At 59.5% G+C, this 20,237-nt stretch carries 16 protein-coding genes and 2 riboswitches; of the genes, 3 read left to right on the top strand and 13 right to left on the bottom strand.

Going from position 1 to position 20,237, the window contains the following annotated elements:
• Positions 1 to 23: 23 nt before the first annotated feature.
• From ACQZ48_RS13905 to ACQZ48_RS13875, 7 genes are all read right to left on the bottom strand, one after another.
• Positions 24 to 1,538: a M48 family metalloprotease gene (locus tag ACQZ48_RS13905; RefSeq protein WP_173990308.1), complete on the bottom strand. Its 1,515-nt coding sequence runs from the start codon at positions 1,536 to 1,538 to the stop codon at positions 24 to 26.
• A 253-nt stretch (positions 1,539 to 1,791) separates the two neighbouring features.
• Entirely contained in the window at positions 1,792 to 2,508 is a 717-nt protein-coding gene (locus ACQZ48_RS13900; protein WP_137412304.1) for a thiamine ABC transporter ATP-binding protein, read from the bottom strand.
• Positions 2,505 to 4,130 (bottom strand): thiamine/thiamine pyrophosphate ABC transporter permease ThiP, encoded by a 1,626-nt coding sequence (thiP, locus tag ACQZ48_RS13895; protein ID WP_077985453.1) that lies wholly within the window; start codon positions 4,128 to 4,130, stop codon positions 2,505 to 2,507. The genes ACQZ48_RS13900 and thiP overlap by 4 nt, the downstream gene beginning before the upstream one ends.
• A gap of 19 nt (positions 4,131 to 4,149) precedes the next feature.
• Positions 4,150 to 5,163 carry a thiamine ABC transporter substrate binding subunit gene (gene thiB / locus ACQZ48_RS13890; RefSeq protein ID WP_077985452.1) on the bottom strand — a complete coding sequence of 338 codons (1,014 nt, stop codon included), beginning with the start codon at positions 5,161 to 5,163 and terminating at the stop codon, positions 4,150 to 4,152.
• Between the two features lie 38 nt (positions 5,164 to 5,201).
• Positions 5,202 to 5,312, bottom strand: a riboswitch (TPP riboswitch).
• A gap of 45 nt (positions 5,313 to 5,357) precedes the next feature.
• Positions 5,358 to 5,750 carry a VOC family protein gene (locus tag ACQZ48_RS13885; protein ID WP_077985451.1) on the bottom strand — a complete coding sequence of 131 codons (393 nt, stop codon included), beginning with the start codon at positions 5,748 to 5,750 and terminating at the stop codon, positions 5,358 to 5,360.
• Positions 5,751 to 5,845: 95 nt separating this feature from the next.
• Positions 5,846 to 7,672: an ABC-F family ATP-binding cassette domain-containing protein gene (locus tag ACQZ48_RS13880; protein ID WP_448728904.1), complete on the bottom strand. Its 1,827-nt coding sequence runs from the start codon at positions 7,670 to 7,672 to the stop codon at positions 5,846 to 5,848.
• Positions 7,673 to 7,676: 4 nt separating this feature from the next.
• Entirely contained in the window at positions 7,677 to 8,330 is a 654-nt protein-coding gene (locus ACQZ48_RS13875; RefSeq protein WP_374636414.1) for a thiamine diphosphokinase, read from the bottom strand.
• An 89-nt stretch (positions 8,331 to 8,419) separates the two neighbouring features.
• A riboswitch (SAM riboswitch) is annotated at positions 8,420 to 8,496 on the top strand.
• A gap of 83 nt (positions 8,497 to 8,579) precedes the next feature.
• Here ACQZ48_RS13875 and metA point away from each other — a divergent pair.
• Positions 8,580 to 9,506 (top strand): homoserine O-acetyltransferase MetA, encoded by a 927-nt coding sequence (gene metA / locus ACQZ48_RS13870; protein WP_137412307.1) that lies wholly within the window; start codon positions 8,580 to 8,582, stop codon positions 9,504 to 9,506.
• 73 nt (positions 9,507 to 9,579) lie between these two features.
• Complete coding sequence (locus tag ACQZ48_RS13865; RefSeq protein ID WP_191217202.1) at positions 9,580 to 10,599, top strand: aldose epimerase family protein; 1,020 nt, start codon at positions 9,580 to 9,582, stop codon at positions 10,597 to 10,599.
• A gap of 15 nt (positions 10,600 to 10,614) precedes the next feature.
• Here ACQZ48_RS13865 and mtgA read toward each other — a convergent pair whose 3' ends face one another.
• Positions 10,615 to 11,262 carry a monofunctional biosynthetic peptidoglycan transglycosylase gene (gene mtgA, locus ACQZ48_RS13860; RefSeq protein ID WP_244634966.1) on the bottom strand — a complete coding sequence of 216 codons (648 nt, stop codon included), beginning with the start codon at positions 11,260 to 11,262 and terminating at the stop codon, positions 10,615 to 10,617.
• A gap of 237 nt (positions 11,263 to 11,499) precedes the next feature.
• On the opposite strand from mtgA, the gene ACQZ48_RS13855 reads away from it, so the two are divergent.
• Entirely contained in the window at positions 11,500 to 12,414 is a 915-nt protein-coding gene (locus ACQZ48_RS13855) for a polyprenyl synthetase family protein (protein ID WP_191217201.1), read from the top strand.
• A 30-nt stretch (positions 12,415 to 12,444) separates the two neighbouring features.
• Here the strand turns inward: ACQZ48_RS13855 and ACQZ48_RS13850 are convergent, their stop codons facing one another.
• From ACQZ48_RS13850 to pyc, 5 genes are all read right to left on the bottom strand, one after another.
• On the bottom strand, positions 12,445 to 13,107 hold the full coding sequence (locus tag ACQZ48_RS13850; RefSeq protein WP_077985445.1) for an OmpA family protein: 663 nt from the start codon (positions 13,105 to 13,107) through the stop codon (positions 12,445 to 12,447).
• A 66-nt stretch (positions 13,108 to 13,173) separates the two neighbouring features.
• Positions 13,174 to 14,424 carry a flavodoxin-dependent (E)-4-hydroxy-3-methylbut-2-enyl-diphosphate synthase gene (ispG, locus tag ACQZ48_RS13845; protein WP_077985444.1) on the bottom strand — a complete coding sequence of 417 codons (1,251 nt, stop codon included), beginning with the start codon at positions 14,422 to 14,424 and terminating at the stop codon, positions 13,174 to 13,176.
• A gap of 120 nt (positions 14,425 to 14,544) precedes the next feature.
• Complete coding sequence (locus ACQZ48_RS13840; protein ID WP_077985443.1) at positions 14,545 to 15,735, bottom strand: MFS transporter; 1,191 nt, start codon at positions 15,733 to 15,735, stop codon at positions 14,545 to 14,547.
• A 12-nt stretch (positions 15,736 to 15,747) separates the two neighbouring features.
• The gene (locus ACQZ48_RS13835) at positions 15,748 to 16,548 is read right to left on the bottom strand and encodes a DeoR/GlpR family DNA-binding transcription regulator (RefSeq protein WP_191217200.1); all 801 of its coding nucleotides are present in this window, start codon (positions 16,546 to 16,548) and stop codon (positions 15,748 to 15,750) included.
• A 127-nt stretch (positions 16,549 to 16,675) separates the two neighbouring features.
• Positions 16,676 to 20,137 (bottom strand): pyruvate carboxylase, encoded by a 3,462-nt coding sequence (gene pyc / locus ACQZ48_RS13830; RefSeq protein ID WP_448728903.1) that lies wholly within the window; start codon positions 20,135 to 20,137, stop codon positions 16,676 to 16,678.
• Positions 20,138 to 20,237: the final 100 nt, after the last annotated feature.

Below are 20,237 nucleotides of genomic sequence, written 5' to 3'. Positions count from 1 at the left end.
CCGGAGCGATCCGGGGTTTTTGTTTATTCGGAAATAATCTTCACACGCTGGCCGGGCTGCAGCGTCGCCGTGGCGCTCATGGCATTGATCATGCGGAACATGTCGAGCTTCCGGTCGGTTCCCATCATCCGCGCCGCCATCGTCGCCACGGTTTCACCGGGCTTCACAGTCACCACCCGCACCCTCAGCGGCTTCAGCGAGGCAATTTCCTGCGGCGTCATCTTGCGGAAGCTGGTGCGCAATATGTTGGCGATAGAATCGAGCTGGGTATTGCCCTTCGGCACGGCCGTCAGGAAACGGAATATCTGCTGGCCGACACGAATGACGGTCACGTCAAAGTCCCATTTATCCGCACTTGCCCGGGCTGTCGCAGCCTCCAGACCGTTGATCTTCGTTTCCTTGACGGTTTCCGGCAACAGGCCGGCAACCCAGCCGCTGGTCAGATAATTGGCAAGGCTCGTCTGTTTCGGATCGGCGACGCCGTCGAAACGGATCGCCATATCGCCCGGTCCCGTCGCCAGAACGGCCTCGACCTTGTTGTCGATGACGAAACCTTCCGGCACATCGAAACGAATGCCAAGCGTTCCGTGCAGGAATGTCTGGCCGCGGACATAACCCTCCTGCGGGCTGTCGCCATAAAGCAGGCCGTCTATGCCATCCAGAAACCAGTCGCGACCACGATCCCCGACCTGGCCGTCCTGGCCGAAGGCGCGTGCATGACGCCGCGCAAGCTCGATGCGCTGCGGCGTGTTGGGGTGGCTGGAAAGAAAGTCGAGGCTCTGGTCGTTTTCAGGGTCGGCCGAGGAGAAGCGCGCATAGGCCGCCATGGAATCCAGAAAACGCGGCGAGGCAAAGGGGTCGTAACCGGCCTCGCCCAGCATGCGCACGCCGATCACATCCGCCTGCAATTCCTGCTGGCGCGAAAAGGCCGCGAGCCGCAGCTTGCCGCGCGCAAGCGCCTGCTTGCCAGCAAGATCGCTCGACAGCACTTCGGCAACCACGCGGCTGGCAATCACCTCCGCCTCTTCGCGGCGCTGGCGTTCGATGCCGTGATTGGCGGTGACATGGCCCATTTCATGCGAAAGCACGGCGGCCACTTCCGAAGCATCGTTGGCAAGCGCTAGCAGTCCGCGCGTCACGTAAAGATATCCGCCCGGCAGCGCAAAGGCGTTGATGGCCGGCGAGTTAAGGATAGTGATGCGGTAGGACTGTTGCGGGTTTTCCGAAACAGCCGTCAGAGCACCGGCGATGCGGGCGACAAGCCGCTCCGTCTTGGCGTCACGATATTCGCCGCCATAACTTGCCACGATGCGCGGATGCTCGCGCGCACCCATCTGGGCGCGCGGATCATTCTTCTGCACTTGTTCGACCGTTTGCGGATTATCCGACGGCCGCAGGGTGGACTGGTATGCCGGGCTGAAGAGAGACTGACACGACGACAGGAACACGGCAGACGCCGTCAGCACGGAACAGACGGCAACCATCCTGCCCGAACGGCGAAGGCCTGAACAGGAGAAGAGCCTCCCCTCTGCGGTCATGCTATTTCTCATTCTCTATGCCTGCCCCTAACGTTCCTGATCATCCGTTAATTGCAGACCAGAATAACAGATTCGCCCCAACGGGCGATGAATGCCGAAACGGTAAAAACGATCCATCAAGTCCGGATTATTCCTGAAGAACGCAATAATTCCCATCTTTTCTCGGGCAACAACTTGAAACTGGCAAGTGCAAATTAGCGCCATTGAAGTCATCTAAATCGATTGCCAGCGGCACACGTCGAAAATAAGGCGATCACCCGTTCAGAAAACTGTCCACCGCCTTCACATTTTGTGTGGCGAAGAAATCTGCGGTAGAGCCGACATAGACAACCCGACCGCGATCAAGAAAAACCACCTGCTGCGCCAGCTTCTTTATGTCGTCAGGATGGTGGGTGACAATAATCACCGTGTTTTTTGTTTCTCCATGCAAGTCGAGAAGGAGGGAGGCCATACCCGCCCGCAGTCCCGGATCGAGCGCGGCAAAGGGCTCGTCGAGCAGCATGACCGGTTTTTTTCTGACCAGCGCGCGCGCCAGCGCCGCCCTCTGCCTTTCTCCGCCGGAAAGCGTGCCCGGCAAACGTTTGTCGAAACCCGCAAGACCGACGCGGACGAGGGCCATCTCAATCCGTTCCCGGTCTTCCACACGTAATTTCAGCCCGGGGCTGACACCGAGAGCGACATTGGTGAAGATATCGAGATGGGCGAAAAGATTATTATCCTGGAAGATCGATGAGACCGGTCTCTCCGAAGGATCGAGCGCCGCCATGTCCTGCCCGCCGATCATCACGCGGCCGGAATCCGGCACCTCGAAGCCTGCGACGAGGTTGAGAAGCGTCGACTTGCCCGAACCGGACGCGCCAACGACAGCGGTTATCCGGCTCTGCGGGAATGTGCAATCGAGGTCGAAATCCTGCGTTCCAAGCCGCAGCCTGACCTTGTTGAGTTCAACGGCAAAATCTTCGCCGGTCATATGCTCGCCCTTGCTGATGGGGATTGCCGCGCAACACCGCCTGCGGCAAGCAGCAGGCAGACGATACCGAGAAGGAAGGCATAACCGGCGGCGTCATTGGTACGATAGCTGCCCATGCTGCTGTAAACCAGCCATGGCAGGGTGACGAAACTTTCCGACCCGAACAGGGCAACCGCACCTAAATCGCCGAGAGACAGGGCCATGGCGAAGGAAAACGCCATGGCCAGCGGCCGCCACAGAACCGGAAGATCGGCAAACCGCAGCCGCGTCAAGCCCTGAAGCCCGAGACTGGCGGAAAGCCGGCCGGTGCGCAAAAAATGACTGGTGAAAGCCGGTTCCAGCACCCGCATGGCAAGCGGCAAAGCCATCAGCATATTGATGAGCGCCACGAGGACCGGCGCATAGAAGCTGACATCGCCGAAAACCCGCAATAACAGGAACCACCCGCTTCCCAATACGACAGGCGGCACCAAAAGCACCAGCGAAGACCCCGCCCCCAGCATGGCGGAGAGGAAGCGCAGGGGTTGCCCCGCCTGCCGTCTGGAGCCTATCGCCTGTCGCGCGCCGATGATCGCCATGCAGCAGAGCACAACAAGGGCTGCAGACAGTGCGGCAATTGCAAGACTGGCCACCGCCGCGCGCAGGAAAATCGGCGCGGACAAAAGGCGCGGCAGATCGGCCCTCAAACCCGAAACAGCGATGGCGGCAAGCGGCAGGCCGATCAGCAGAACAGCGAACACGATTGCCACGCCATCCCAAAGGCGAGCGCCGACGCCTTTTCCATCGAAACGGCGAAGGGAACGGCCAAGCGAGGGAATCTCCGCTTCGGGCGACGGCAAAAAGGCAAGAAGGCCGAGCAGAATTGCGGTGAGGGCAATCTGCAAAACCGAAAGCGCAATCGCCCGCTGCGGATCGAAATCGAACCGCAGCGCCTGATAGATCGCCACCTCCAGCGTCGTTGCCGCCGGCCCGCCGCCCAAAAGAAGAACGAGCGTGAAGCTGGTGGCGCACAGCATGAAGACAAGCCCGGCAATACCGGGGACGAGACGCGCGACCGCCGGCCATTCGATAAAACGGAAAATCGAAACCGGACCCATACCGAGGCTCGCCGCCATGCGCCAATATTCGCCCGGAATACGCTCCAGCCCGGCCAGCATCAGCCGCACCGAAAGCGGCAGATTGAAAAACACATGGGCAATAAGAATGCCGGAAAGACCGTAGATGCTGAACGGCTCATCCGCCCCGGCAAAAACAAGGGCCGAATTCAAAACGCCCTGCCTGCCCCAGATGGTGATGATACCGAAAGCGCCGACGATCACAGGCAGACCCATCGGCACCGCCATCAGTCTGACGATCCAGATTCTTCCCGGAAACTCGCGCCGACGGCAAAGCGCCAGTGCCACCGGCAGGCCGAGAAAAAGGGAAAGAAGGGTGGAGAGCGTTGCCTGATAAAGCGTGAAACGCAGGATGCGCAGCGTATAGGCATCCATGATGCCGGCAGCGGGCGCGCCGGCATCAAAAGACAGGAGAGCCGCAACCGCGAGCGCCATGAACAGGAAAACGGCAGCAAAAGCCGCCGTTCCGAAAATGATCGACCGTCGGTAATCGCGACGCGGCATCATGCGCGGATGTGCCCCTTCCTCAATTCATGCTCATGGCGGCAAGCCATTCATCGATCCATGCCTTGCGGTTCCTCGCTACCTCTTCCGGATCCATCAGGAAAGTCTTCTGCGGCACCACGAGTTTGGAAAACGCCTCCTGCAAAGGCTTAGAGGTCGCCGCGACCGGCATCATCCAGTTGTTTTCCGGAATGGCATCCTGAAAACCGGATGTTAGCGTGAAAGCGAGGAACTGCTTTGCCAGTTCCTTGTGCGGCGCGTTTTTGAGGAGACCGGAAACCTCGATCTGGATGTAATGTCCTTCGGAAAAGGCGGCGGCCTGATAACGATCCGTTTTTTCAGCGACCATGTGATAGGCGGGCGAGGTGGTGTAGGAGAGCACCATCGGCACCTCACCCTTGGTGAAGAGGCCATAGGATTCCGACCAGCCCGGCGTGACGGTGAGAATGCGCTTCCTGAACTTTTCCCAAGCCTCCGGGGCCTTGTCGCCGTAAACCGATTTCACCCATAGCAGCAGGCCGAGCCCCGGCGTGGAGGTGCGCGGATCCTGAATGACGATTTTCTGCGAGGGGTCGCCTTCCACGAGGTCTTTCAGGCTCGTCGGCGGGCTTTTCACCGTCTGCGTATCATAGATGACAGCGAAATGACCGTAATCATAGGGAATGAAAACATCGTCCGTATAACCGCCCGGCACTTTGGCCGCCGATGCATCGATGCCGCTGACATCGAACAGACCGGTCTGTTTTGCTTCCGCGACAAGATTGGTGTCGAGACCGACGACGACATCCGCCTTGGACCCCGCCCCTTCAAGCTTCAGACGATTGAGCAGCGCCACGCCATCGGCCACGCCGACGAAATTGACCGTGCAATTACAAACCTTCTCGAAGGCCTCCTTCACCTTGGGGCCGGGACCCCATTCGGAAACGAAACTCTCATAGGTGTAGACGGTCAGTTCCTGTCTATCCTGTGCAATGGCAAGACCGGGCAGAAACAGCGAGGCGGCAACGAGGGAATTCAGGAAAAGACGACGGCGCACGGGTATCTCCTCAAAAAACGATAGGGAAATAGCCGTCTGCGTTAAAGCCGTCTAATCCCTCCGCCGGTATGAACCGGATCAGGTTCTTCGGGTTGGCAAGCCTCTCAGCCTTTTACACCAAAGCGCAAAAGACACCCCGTTAGATCAAGATGATGGTGTAATCCCGCCGTCCCTGATTGGCAAGATGGCCGAGGTCAGCCCTGTTCCGTCATATGCACCAGTTCCCAGACATGTCCGTCGGGGTCCTGAAAGCTGCCGGCATACATGAAGCCATGATCCTGCACGGGCTTCCAGCTGCCACCGCCGGAGGCGAGCGCCGTGGCGATCATCCGGTCGATTTCCTCCCTGCTTCCGGCGGAAAGACAGGTCAGAACCTCGGTGGTTCGCGTCGCATCAGCAATGTCGCCGTTGATGAAATCGCGGAAACGTCCCTCCTGCAGAAGCATCACGAAGATATTCTCTTCCACGATCATGCAGAGTGTGTGGTCATCTGAATATTCCGGGTTGAAGCTGAAACCGAGAGCAGTAAAGAAGTTTCTTGACGTCTCGATGTTCTTGACCGGCAGATTGACAAAAATCATGCGCATTTTTCAACTCCTCCAAGCGAACGCCGGCATAGAACGGCAATTCTGCTTTTCTGTCAAAGGCCGAAGGAGGACCGGCAAAGGAAGGACTGATGCCTTCAGCCCTCCAGTTCCTCGCGAAGCATCTCCAGTTCCAGCCATTCTTCTTCCATGACTTCCAGCTTGTCGCGCAGCTTCGACATTTCCTGCGCCAGCGTGTTGAAAGCCTCCGGATCTTTTGTGAAAAGTTCCGGATCGGCCATGCGCTGCTCGCGTTTTGCGATTTCGCTTTGCGCCTTCTCCATCTCCTTAGGCAGATTTTCGAGCGCGAATTTCTGCTTGAAGGAAAGCTTGCCCTTCGCCTTTACAGGCTCCTGTGAAGCCGAGGCGGAAGATGCCGCTTTCGCCTTTTCCTGCTTCTCAGCCTTGCGCTTCTCGTCCGACGCCCCCTTGCGCTGCGCCATCATGTCCGAATAGCCACCGGCATATTCGATCCAGCGCCCGTCAGGCTGGTCGGGATTAACAGGGGCGATGGTGGAGGTAACGGTACGGTCAAGAAAATCGCGGTCGTGGCTGACGAGAATGACCGTGCCGGAGAAGCCGGCGACGATTTCCTGCAGCAGATCGAGTGTTTCGATATCGAGATCGTTGGTCGGCTCGTCGAGGATCAGAAGATTGGTCGGCCGTGCCAGAATGCGCGCCAGAATAAGGCGCGCGCGCTCGCCACCGGACAGGTTGCGGATCGGCGTGCGGGCCTGTTCCGGCTGGAACAGAAAGTCCTTCATATAGCCCGTCACATGCTTCAATTCGCCGTTAACCAGCAGATTTTCGCCGCGGCCATCGGTCAGATAATGCGCGAGCGTATCGTTGGGATTGAGATCCTCGCGCTTCTGGTCGAGCGTCGCAATCTCCAGATTGGTGCCAAGCTTCACCGTGCCGCTATCGGGCTCCAGCTGGCCGGTGAGCATCTTCAGAAGCGTGGTTTTACCGGCGCCGTTCGGGCCGACGAAGCCGATGCAATCGCCGCGATGGACGCGCAGCGAAAAGGGCGCGACGATCACGCGCTCGCCGTAAGCCTTGGTGATGGCCTCGGCCTCGATGACCAGTTTGCCGGATTCACGCCCTTCGGTAACGGTCGCCTGCACCGTGCCCTGCGGCCCCTTGTGGCCGCGATATTCCGCACGCATCGCCTGAAGCTCGCCGACGCGGCGCATGTTGCGCTTGCGCCTTGCGGTCACGCCATAACGCATCCAGTGTTCTTCGCGCTCGATGGCCTTGCCGAGCTTGTGCTGCTCCAGCTCTTCCTCTTCCAGAACCTTGTCGCGCCATTCCTCGAAATGGGCAAAGCCACGATTGAGACGGCGGGACTGGCCACGATCGAGCCACACGGTCGAGGTCGAGACCTTCTCCAGAAAGCGCCGGTCGTGCGAGATCAGCACCAGCGCACTGCGCGTCTGCTGCAGCTCGCTTTCAAGCCATTCGATGGTGGGAAGATCGAGATGGTTGGTCGGCTCGTCCAGCATCAAAATATCCGGCTCAGGCGCCATGACGCGGGCAAGTGCCGCGCGGCGCGCCTCGCCGCCTGAGAGGCTCTCCGGATTTTCCTGTCCGGTAAGGCCCAGATGTTCGAGAAGATAGGTGACGCGATAGTGATCGTCACCGGGGCCGAGCCCCGCTTCGGCATAGGCCTGAACCGTGTCGTAACCGGCAAAATCCGGGGCCTGCTCCAGATAACGGATGGTGGCCGCCGGATGCCGGAAGACCTCGCCCGACTGCGCCTCGACGAGACCCGCGGCGATCTTCATCAGCGTGGATTTGCCCGAACCATTGCGCCCGACAAGGCAGATACGATCGCCCGGTTCCACCTGGAGATTGGCGCCGTCGAGCAGCGGGGTCACGCCGAAGGTCAGCTTGATGTCATCGAGTTTCAAAATTGGGGGTGCCAAGGCGTCAGGCTCCGGTCAGGTCATAAGGGCGGGCGAGCACGATGGCTTTGCCGCTTTTCAGCGAGAAATGCACGAGCCCGCCATTCGCGACATTGGAAATAGTGCGGGAGGAACCAAAAGCAAGCGCGAAATCCTTCAACGGATAACGCACATTGCCAATATCGAGCCCCTCAAGGGCGGTAAATCCGGCAACCGAAAACAGCGAAGCGGGCGGCAGATCAATGGCGAGCGAACCGGCAAGCAGCGGCCTCGCCTCTTCCTCACCAGAGGTCAGCGTCACCTCGAAACCGCGCTCCGCAAGCGCTACGGCATAAAGAAGGTGTTGCAGAGCATGGTCGCTTCGTGCGCCGCCAAGCGCGCCCACCAGCAGCAGCGAATGCGCGCCGCGCGACAGTGCCTCGGAGACCGCGATCTCACCATCTGTCACTGCCTTTGCCGCCGGATAGGGTTGCCGCGTCACATCGGGCCAGGCGTTGAGCAGCTCTTCATTGGCGGAATCGAAATCCCCAACCCACAGCTCGGGCACAAGGCCAAGCGGCCCGGCATGGCGCATGCCGCCATCGGCCGCAATCACACGGCTGTCCGCGACCGCCTCTTTCAGACGACCGGTCACCGTGACATCGCCGCCAAGCAGAATGGTGAAGCGCTCTTTATCCATGCCCTGCCTTACCGCACCTCGGCCGAAAATGGAAAGCAGAAACCCGATGAAATCAGCCTATATTGATTTTCGCCGGCTTCGGGATTATGAAACCCCTCAGTGGTGATTTGCCGACCGGCTTGCAGCCACTTTAAAGAAGTCGCTAAAGGGTCGAGGAAAAGGGCAATTTCCTGGGACCGGTCGCGATTTCGCTGCCGGTTTTTTTGTTTTCGCAACGTTCTTTACGCGCCCCGGAAAAGAGAGTTCGACATGCCGATCAAGATTCCCGATACGCTTCCCGCCTTTGAGACCCTCGTTCATGAGGGCGTGCGGGTCATGACCGAAACGGCGGCCATCCGGCAGGATATCCGCCCGCTCCAGATCGGGCTTCTCAACCTCATGCCGAACAAGATCAAGACCGAAATCCAGATGGCGCGCCTCGTCGGCGCCTCGCCGCTGCAGGTAGAATTGTCGCTCATCCGCATCGGCGGCCATCGCGCCAAGAACACGCCGGAAGAACATCTCCTCTCCTTCTACGAGACGTGGGAAGAAGTGCGTCACCGCAAGTTCGACGGTTTCATCATCACCGGCGCGCCGATTGAGCTGCTGGAATATGAGGACGTCACCTATTGGAATGAAATGCAGAAGATATTCGAATGGACCCGCACCAATGTTCATTCGACCCTCAACGTCTGCTGGGGCGCGATGGCCGCCATCTATCATTTCCATGGGGTGCCGAAATACGAGCTGAAGGAAAAAGCTTTCGGGGTCTATCGCCACCGCAACCTTTGCCCTTCCTCGATCTACCTCAACGGCTTTTCGGACGATTTTCAGGTTCCGGTATCACGCTGGACGGAAGTTAGGCGCGCCGATATCGAAAAACACCCCGACCTCGAAATCCTGATGGAATCTGAGGAAATGGGCGTGTGTCTGGTGCATGAAAAGGCAGGCAACCGTCTCTATATGTTCAATCATGTCGAATATGATTCGACCTCATTGTCCGACGAATATTTCCGTGACGTGAATTCCGGCGTTCCCATCAAGCTGCCGCATGATTATTTTCCGCACAATGATCCAGAACTCGCCCCGCTCAACCGTTGGCGCAGCCATGCCCATCTGTTTTTCGGCAACTGGATCAACGAAATATACCAGACGACGCCCTACGATCTCGAATCCATCGGCAAACTCGCTGCGTAAATTGCGGATTGCGAATTGCCGGAAAATGACGCAACGTCCGCCGGCAATTCATGGCAATCGGGAGAATGACGTTATGAGCGACGCGGCGGTGCGGGAGAATTTCGGTTTCACGGCGACCGGCGAAAAAGTCGAACGCGTCACCATCTCGAAAGGCGGGCTGACGGCCAAGATCATCACCTGGGGCGCCGTTATTCAGGATCTGCGTCTTGAAGGCCACCAGCCGCCCCTCGTGCTCGGCTTCGACAAGTTCGAGGACTATAAATATTCCTCCTATTTCGGCGCCACCCCCGGCCGCAACGCCAACCGTATTGGCGACGGCCGGTTCTCGATAGACGGGCACGAATACCAGCTGGAGCTCAATGAAAAGGGCGTAAGCCACCTGCATGGCGGTAGCGACGGCATGGGCAAACGCAACTGGATGCTGATGGAACATGGCGAAAGCCATGTGGTTCTGCAGATTATCGACCCCGATGGCCGCGCCGGTTATCCCGGCAATTGCACCGTCACCGCCACCTATACGATCCTCGACGGCGGCGTGCTTTCGGTGGTCTATGAAACGGTGACCGACCAGCCGACCATCGCCAATGTCTGCCAGCATTCCTACTTCAATCTCGATGGCGCAGACACCGCACTTGGGCATGAGATCAGCATCGCGGCTGATTTTTACCTGCCCACCAATGACAAGCAGATACCGACGGGCGAAATCCGCTCCGTCGAAGGCACCGTCTTCGACCTGCGCCACCCGACACCGATGCGGCGCAAGGAGAATGGCGAGCAGGTTCTCTACGACCATAATTTCTGCCTCTCGCCAGAGCGCCGCGCCAAGCGCAAGGTCGCCCGCGCCTATTCGTCGGCCTCCGATATCGCCCTTGAGGTTCACACCACCGAACCCGGTGTGCAGTTTTATTCGGCCTTTAAACTGGATGTTCCGGTTCCCGGCCTCGATGGCCGTCACTATGGCCCCTTTGCCGGTTTCTGCCTGGAAACGCAGATATGGCCGGACGCCGTCAACCACGCGGATTTCCCGCACGCCATCCTGCGGCCGGGTGAAACCCTGCGACAGGAAACCGATTATATTTTCAAGAAAGGCTGACGCGGCGCGCCGGTGTCAATCCAGCACGCAGCCGACATAGCCGCCGGAGGCACGTGCGCGCCGTTCGATAAGGCCAGCAAGCCGTTGCAGCCCGCGTCCCGGCTTGCTCGCGACGCGGTCTATGGGATTAGGCAGCGAAACCGCCAGCAGCGCCGCCTGACGGGAGCTGAGTTTTGCGGCCGGCACCTTGAAATGGTGCTGGGCGGCAGCCTCGATACCGTAAATTCCCGGCCCCCATTCCGCAACGTTGAGATAAATCTCCATCATCCGCTTTTTCGACCACACGAAATCGGCGGCAATCGCCAGCGGCAATTCCAGCCCCTTGCGCAAAAACGAGCGGCCGTTCCATAAGAACAGATTCTTCGCCGTCTGCATCGGAATAGTGCTGGCGCCGCGGGTGGAAGCCCCCTCAAGCGCATCGCTGACCACGGATTGCATCTGGTTCCAGTCCACGCCGCCATGGAAACAGAATTGCCCGTCCTCGGACATCATCACGGATTGCACGAGGCGCGGCGAAATATCCTCAAGCGGCACCCAGCGTCTATCATAACCCTGCAGAGTGACCATATCGGTCAGCATCAGCGTCGAAACAGGCCGGATGAATGGCAACGCATAAACCGGAATCAACAGATAGGGCAGAATCAGCAAAACCAGCATGGTCATGACGATACGCTTTGCCAACGTGCGAAAATCCACCTTCTGCCTGCTTCGGTCTTCCGCCAGCACGGCATATTCTGCGTCGCTTTCAGGCGTACTGCTCAATATCCGTCCCCGCGCCCCACGCCAATTGAAGCCTTTCATAGTCCATTGCCGCCTTGAAGGCGAGTCCGGTGACACCGTTGCGACCCCGGAATCACGAAAAGGTTTGCCTGCATTCGTCCGGCATGCCAAAGAGCGCGCATGGACGCTCAGATGACGAATTTCGAAACGAGACTGCGCGAAAACGCGGCAAAAACCGAAGCCCTGCTTGGCCGCCTGCTTTCCGGCGACGCCCGCGCGGATGAGATCACGCGCCCGCAAAACCTGCTCGACGCCATGCGCCATGGCGTGCTGAACGGCGGCAAACGCCTGCGGCCCTTCCTCGTCATCGAAAGTGCTGCCCTTGCGGGCGGGAATGCCGAAGCCGCCCTTTATGTCGGCGCGGCACTGGAATGCCTCCATTGTTATTCGTTGGTTCATGACGATCTGCCGGCCATGGACGATGACGACCTGCGCCGCGGCCAGCCGACGGTGCATCGCAAATTCGATGAGGCAACCGCTATTCTCGCGGGTGACAGCCTGCTGACGCTTGCCTTCGATATCATCGCCTCGGACGAAAATCCGCTAGCCGCGGAACGCAAGACCGCACTCGTGCTTTCGCTTGCCCGCGCAGCGGGCATAGGCGGTATGGCTGGCGGCCAGGCGCTCGATCTCGCTGCGGAAAAGAAGGCACCCGATGAAGCCGGCGTCATTACATTGCAGGCTATGAAAACCGGCGCATTGTTACGTTTTGCCTGTGAAGCGGGCGCAATTGTTGCTGGCAGCGACATTTCCGAAAGGCAAAGGCTGCGTCTCTTCGGCGAAAAGATCGGCCTCGCCTTCCAGCTTGCCGACGACCTTCTGGATTTGACGGCCGACGCCGCCACCATGGGCAAGGCCACCGGAAAGGATGCCGCTCGCGGCAAGGGAACGCTTGTGGCGTTGCGCGGCGAAGACTGGGCACGTCGCAAACTGCAGGAGCAGGTGGCGGAAGCCAGCGAACTCTTGGCCCCTTATGGCGAAAAGGCCGCAATTCTCATCGCGGCCGCCAGATTCATCGCTGAACGAAAAAGCTGAGCGGCTTCCGCTCAGCTTTTCATCACCCAATCAGCCCTTGAGCGGCGAAATCAGCACTTCGACGCGACGGTTCTGGGCGCGGCCATCCGGCGTTGCGTTCGAGGCGATCGGCTGCGACGGGCCGAAGCCGAGCGTCGAAATACGGCGCTGGTCGACGCCGCGCGCGCCGAGATAATTGGCGACCGACGCGGCACGACGTTCCGAAAGGCCCTGATTGTAACCGGCGCTGCCGGTAGAATCGGTATGGCCGTTGATGTCGATGAGCGTGCGGTTGAACTTGTTCAGCACGATGGCGACAGAATCGAGCGTCTGATAGAATGGCGGGATGACCTGATCCTGGTCCGTCGCGAAGGTGATGTTCGACGGCATGTTGAGAACGATGCTGTCGCCACGGCGGGTAACCGAAACACCGGTTCCCTGAAGCTGGGCGCGAAGCTCTGCTTCCTGGCCATCCATGTAATTGCCGATGGCACCGCCGGCGAGCGCGCCGATGCCCGCACCGATGAGCGCTGCATTGCGGCGACCGGTCGGCGAACCGCCGACAGCCAGACCACCCAGAGCACCAACCACGGCGCCGATGCCGGCGCCGCCCGCCGTGTTCGAAATCTTCTGCTCACCCGTATAGGGATCGGTGGTGGTGCAGGCGGAAAGATAGGTCCCGCAAAGGGCGACGATCGCGATTTTTTTGATCATGTGTTTTGATGCTCCGAGAGGTTCAGGAGGTATGACAATGGAATTCCGGCCTTTTCACGCTACTCTTTACTCCGCCGCATCTTTCCGGCCAAAACGCTTTTCGATGTAATCGATCACAAGCGCTTCAAAATCGGCGGCGATGTTGGGACCACGCAGGGTCAGCGCCTTTTCGCCATCAATAAAGACGGGCGCTGCCGGGCTTTCGCCGGTTCCGGGCAGCGAAATGCCAATATCGGCATGTTTGCTTTCGCCGGGCCCATTGACGATGCAGCCCATGACGGCAACGTTGAGCGCCTCGACCCCGGGATATTTTTCCCGCCATATCGGCATGTTCTTGCGAATGTCGTTCTGGATGTTCTGGGCCAGTTCCTGAAACACGGTAGACGTGGTGCGCCCGCAGCCGGGACATGCCGCAACGACCGGAATGAACTGGCGAAAGCCCATGACCTGCAGCAGTTCCTGCGCCACCTGGACCTCGCGGGTGCGGTCGCCATTCGGCTCCGGCGTCAGCGAAACGCGGATCGTATCGCCGATGCCATGCTGAAGCACGTAACCCATGGCGGCGGACGAGGCGACGATGCCTTTCGAACCCATGCCCGCTTCGGTCAGGCCGAGATGCAGGGCGTGGTCGGAGCGTTCCGACAGCATGGAATAAACGGCGATCAGGTCCTGCACCTGGCTGACCTTGGCCGACAGGATGATGCGGTTGCGCGGCAGGCCGATTTCTTCGGCAAGCTCGGCGGAAATCAGCGCCGACTGAACGATCGCTTCTCGCGTTACCTGACGGGCGGAGAGAGGGAAGCCTTGCTCCTTGTTCCTGTCCATCAGGGTCGTCAGCAATTCCTGATCGAGCGAGCCCCAGTTGACGCCGATTCGCACCGGCTTGTCGTAACGGATCGCCATTTCCACGATCTCGCCGAACTGCTTGTCCTTCTTGTCCTTGAAGCCGACATTGCCCGGATTGATGCGGTATTTGGCCAGCGCCTCGGCACAGGCAGGGTGATCGGCGAGAAGCTTGTGGCCGATATAATGGAAATCGCCAACAAGCGGCACATCAAGCCCAAGACGCAGCAACCGCTCGCGGATTTTCGGCACCGCGGCCGCACTCTCGTCGCGGTCGACGGTGATGCGCACGATTTCCGAACCGGCGCGGAACAACGCCGCCACTTGGCTGACCGTGGCGTCGATATCCGCCGTATCGGTATTGGTCATCGACTGCACGACGACGGGCGCGCCGCCACCGACGATGACACCGCCCACGTCTACGGCGACGGATGCGCGGCGGGGCTTGGGATCGTAATCGGCATGTGACGTCATGGCGGTCTCTGGAGCTTGCGGCAAGGTCTGGCAATTGAGGTGAAACAAGGGGGCCGGCTTGTCAACACCCAACGCATGAGAGCTTCTACTTTACCGCAATCATGGCAAAATTCGAGACGCCTATTCCTTGCCCGCGCCATCCGCATGGCGCGCGAGCCGCGAAAGCAGCAGAACCACCACATGCAAGAGCGGCAAGGCGATGAAAACGCTGGCAAGGCCGGTATGTTCGGCAATGAAGCCGATGGCCGATGGCGCCACCAGAATGCCGGAATAGCCCATGGTGGTGACCACCGAGAGACCAATGCCAGGCGCCAGTCCCGGCATGTTGCCGGCGGCGGAAAAGGCAATGGGCACCATGTTGGAAATGCCGATGCCGGCAATCGCGAAGCCGATGATCGCAATAGTGGAATTTCCCGCAAGACCGGCAATCATAAGACCGATAATCGACATGGCCGAACAGAAGCGCAGGGTCGTCACGGCGCCGAAGCGGTCACGCACCAGATCGCCGGCAAACCGCATCGCCGCCATGGTCATGGAAAAGGCCGCAAAGGCAAAACCGGACTGCGATACGGAAGCGCCGAGTTCATTGCGCAGATAAAGCGCGCCCCAGTCGAGGATAGCGCCTTCAGGAATCATCGAGAACAGAGCCATCAGGCCGATGATCCACGGCAGCGGCGTGAGCGGCAGGCCACCTTTCGGGCGCTCCTCCTCCGGATGCGGACGATCCGCAAGGACGCGCGGCCACGCAATGACCAGCAGCACGAGCGCGATGACGGTTAGCGCAATGGCGTGTCCCTGCACACCGATGGCCGTGATGAGATACCCGCCAAGACCGGCGCCGATCAGGCCGCCGAGGCTCCAGAAGGCGTGGCACGACGACATGATGGCGCGGCGCATATCGCGCTCCACCGCTACCGCATTGGCGTTCATGGCGACATCCATCGCCCCCGTCAGCCCGCCGAACAGGAAAACCGCGATCACCCCCGCCCAGACGGTGCCGGCCCAGGAGATGAAAAGCAGCGTCGGCAGAAAGATGGCGGCGGTGACAAGGCTGACCGTACGCGAGCCGAAACGGGCGATCTGCGATCCTGCAATCGGCATGAAAACCAGCGAACCGATACCGAAAACCAGAATGATCAGGCCGAGCGCACTTTCGCTGAGGGACAGACGTGCGGCAAATTCCGGAATCTTCGGCGCCCATGAGCCCATCATGAAGCCGTTCATCAAAAACAGCAGCGAAACGCCAAGCCTGTGCCGCGTCAGATAGGATGAGCGTGTGCCTGTCGGCGAAAACGTCGTGGGGCCATTCATCGGCAATATCCTTCAGACTTGACCATGAGAAAACTGAGCGACGTCATCATCGCCGCAATGAACCTGTACGCCCTTTGCCGACAGGGCCTCGACCAATGCGCGGTCGGCATCCTGTTCCAGCACCAGGGAAAGAGGTGGAGAAAAATCATGCACATGGAAAGCTGCCCTGTGGCCGAGCTTTTCCGTGGTGATGGCGGCGACAATCCGCTGGCTGGCGCTGCAGGCAAGTCGCTTGAATACCGCATCTTCGAAAACATCCGCCGACAGACCCGTCTCGGCCGCAACGCCGCAGACACCGAGAATGCAGAGATCGGGCCGCATCAGTTCGAGCTGCCGAAGCGCCATGGCGTCGATCGCAGCACCTACGGCCGGATCGACTTTGCCGCCGATCAGCACCAGATCGATATCGGCCCGCCCCGTCAGTTCAGCTGCGATGGCGGGCGTATTCGTCACCACCGTCAGGCTGAGCCCGGCGGGAAGCGCCCTTGCAATGGCGAGATTGGTGGACCCGGCATCAATGAAGACGACCATGCCCGGCTCGAGAAGCCGGACAACGGCGCGCGCCAGCAGGGCCTTGCGGTCCGCATCCTCGGCAATACGCGTTTTCAGCGGCACCGTCTTGCTGTCGGAAAGCAACGCCCCGCCATAAACCCGTAAACATTCGCCACGGGCCGCCATCTCACGCAGGTCGCGGCGCACGGTGTCTTCGGAAACGCCGAAATTCTGCGCGAGATCCTGCGCCAGCACCCGACCGCTTTGCCGCAACTGCGCAAGGATGAGCGCCTGCCGCTCGCTAACAAAATGATCGCTCATCGGAACTCATGCATAAACAAGAATAAACGTGCAATAACATGCATATTTGAGTTTTTTCGGTTACGCAATAAAAAACGCCCGCCGAAGAGGCGGGCGTCTGACATTGCATCAATGATCAGATACGGCTTTATTCCCCGTAAGCGATCAACAAATCCTTCGCATCGATCTGATCGCCGGGGCGCACCAGAACTTCGGCGATCTTGCCGTCGCGTTCGGCATGCAGCGCAGTTTCCATCTTCATGGCCTCGATGGAAAGCAGCACGTCGCCGGCCTTGACATCCTGACCCTGGTTGACGAAGACGCGACTGATGACGCCAGGCATCGGCGCGCCGATATGGGACGCATTGCCGGGTTCCGCCTTGCGGCGCACCGCGGAGCCGGAGGCACCATGGGCGCGATCCGGCACCTTGATGCGGCGCGGCTGACCGTTGATCTCGAAGAACACCGTCACCATGCCCTTATCATCCGTACCGGACGAAGCCTGATTGACGATGACGAGCGTCTTGCCGCGTTCGATATCGGCAAACAGCTCTTCACCATCCTCCATGCCGTAGAAATAGGCATGGGTCGGCAGCACGGAGACCGGACCATATGTCTCAGCAGTCAGCGCGAAATCGGTGAATACCTTCGGATACATCAAATAGGATGCGAACTCGAAGTCATCGACCTTGCGCTCCAGCTTGGTCTCGATCACCTTCCGTTCGGCATCGAGATCGGCATCTTCCAGCAGCGAACCCGGACGGACGGTATAGGGCGCTTCGCCCTTCAGCGCCTTTTTCTGCAGGGCTGCCGGCCAGCCGCCCGGCGACTGCCCAAGATCGCCCTTCAGCATCGACACCACCGATTCCGGGAAAGACACTTCACGATCAGGGTTTTCAACATCGGCCACCGTCAGATCCTGACTGACCATCATCAACGCCATATCACCGACGACCTTGGAAGACGGCGTCACCTTGACGATATCGCCGAACATCCGGTTGGCGTCGGCATAGGCCTGCGCCACCTCGTGCCAGCGGCTCTCAAGACCCAGCGAACGGGCCTGTTCCTTGAGGTTGGTGAACTGTCCACCCGGCATTTCATGCAGATAGACTTCCGAGGCTGGTCCCTTGAGATCGCTCTCGAAGGCGGCATACTGGTTGCGCACGGCCTCCCAATAGAAGGAAATGCGGCGGATCCATTCGGTATCGAGACCCGTGTCGCGCTCCGAGCCCGCCAGCGCCTCCACAATCGAGCCAAGGCAAGGCTGCGACGTATTGCCGGAGAAGGCGTCCATTGCGGCATCCACGGCGTCGACACCGGCATCCACGGCCGCGAGAACGGTCGCGGCAGAAATGCCCGAAGTATCATGGGTGTGGAAATGAATCGGCAGACCGGTCGCTTCGCGCAGCGCCTTGAACAGAACCTTGGCGGCAGCCGGTTTCAGCAGGCCCGCCATATCCTTGACGGCGATGATATGGGCGCCGGCCTTTTCCAGCTCAACGGCGAGGTTGGTATAATATTTGAGATCATATTTCGGACGCGCCGAATTCAACAGGTCGCCGGTGTAGCAGATGGTCGCCTCGCAGAGCTTGTTCTCCTCGGCAATTGCATCCATCGAGACGCGCATATTCTCCACCCAGTTCAGGCAGTCGAAGACGCGGAAGAGATCGACCCCACCCTTTGCGGCCTGACGGACGAAGTATTTCACGACGTTGTCGGGATAGTTCTTGTATCCAACGCCGTTCGCGCCGCGCAGAAGCATCTGCAGCAGCAGGTTTGGCGCGCCTTCGCGGATCAGCGCAAGACGCTCCCATGGGTCTTCCGTCAGGAAGCGCATGGAAACGTCGAACGTCGCACCACCCCAGCATTCCAGCGAGAGAAGCTGCGGCAGTGCCTTGGCATAAACGCTGGCGACACGGGCGATATCATGGGTACGAACGCGGGTGGCCAAAAGCGACTGGTGCCCGTCACGCATGGTCGTATCGGTAACCAGAACGCGTTTTTCATTGCGCATCCAGTCCGAAAAGCCCTTCGGGCCAAGCTTGTCCAGCAACTGCTTGGTGCCATCGGGCGTCGGCGCATCGATATAAGGCACGACGGGCTTTGCCGCCTTTTCGGACGGCCTGGCGCGACCCTTGGTTTCCGGGTGGCCGTTGACGGTCACGTCGGCAAGATAGGTCAGGAGCTTGGTGGCGCGGTCCTGACGCTTGACCTGCGCAAACAGTTCCGGCGTCGAATCGATGAAGCGGGTCGTATAGGTATTGTTGCGGAAACTATCGTGACCGATGATGGCTTCGAGGAAGGTGAGGTTCGTTGCCACGCCGCGAATACGGAATTCGCGCAGCGCGCGGTCCATGCGGTTGATCGCTTCATCCGGTTGCGGCGCCCAGGCCGTTACCTTGACGAGCAGCGGATCGTAATAGCGGGTGATGACAGCGCCGGTATAGGAAGTGCCGCCATCCAGACGGATGCCGAAGCCAGAGGCGGAACGGTAGGCGGTGATACGGCCGTAATCCGGAATGAAGTTATGTTCCGGGTCTTCAGTGGTGATACGGCACTGCAGCGCATGGCCGTTGAGACGGATATCCTCCTGGCGCGGCACGCCGGATTCCGCGGTGCCGATGGCAGCGCCTTCGAGAATATGGATCTGCGCCTTGACGATATCGATACCGGTCACGACTTCAGTGACGGTATGCTCCACCTGGATGCGTGGATTGACCTCAATGAAGTAGAATTTGCCGGTATCGGCATCCATCAGATATTCGACCGTGCCGGCGCCGATATAGCTGGTCGCGGCGGCGATCTTCAGGGAGTAGGCAGCAAGTTCCTGACGCTGCGCTTCGGTGAGATAGGGCGCGGGCGCACGCTCGACCACCTTTTGATTGCGGCGCTGGATCGAACAATCGCGCTCGAACAGATGCACGACATTGCCATGCGTATCGCCGAGAATCTGGCTTTCGACGTGACGCGCACGCTCGACCAGCTTTTCGAGATAGACTTCGTCCTTTCCGAAGGCGGCCTTCGCCTCGCGCTTGGCTTCCGTCACCTCTCGGGCAAGATCCTCTCGTCTGCGGATGGCGCGCATACCGCGTCCGCCGCCGCCCCAGGAGGCTTTCAGCATGACCGGATAGCCGATTTCCGCAGCCATGCGCTCCACTTCCGCCATATCGTCGGGCAGTGGATCGGTAGCGGGAACAACGGGGACGTTGACCGAGATCGCCAGATTACGGGCAGCCACCTTGTTGCCGAGCTGGCGCATCGTATCCGCCGTCGGCCCGATGAAGGTGATGCCGGCCTTGTTGCAGGCCTCCACGAATTCGGGGCTTTCAGACAGAAGACCGTAACCGGGATGGATCGCGTCCGCTCCGGAAAGCTTGGCAACGCGAATAACCTCCTCGATCGAAAGATAGCTCTCGATCGGCCCCATATCCTTGGCGAGATGCGGCCCCCTGCCGACCTGATAGGATTCGTCCGCCTTGAAGCGGTGCAAAGACAGCTTGTCCTCTTCCGCCCAAATCGCAACGGTTTTAATCCCAAGCTCGTTCGCTGCCCGGAAAACGCGGATCGCAATTTCGGATCGGTTGGCAACAAGTATTTTCGATATTTTCAAGACGGTCTCCCCACACGCCAAAACAAAATTTCTGCTGCACTGCGGAATTAAGCAGCAAAACCCTGTCTTGGAAAGAGCAATTCCGGCGAGAACTGTCCTG

It is taken from the genome of Agrobacterium sp. 22-209-1 (assembly GCF_053522485.1).
Note: the sequence above shows the minus strand (reverse complement) of the source record. Positions and strands in the feature narration are given on the sequence as shown.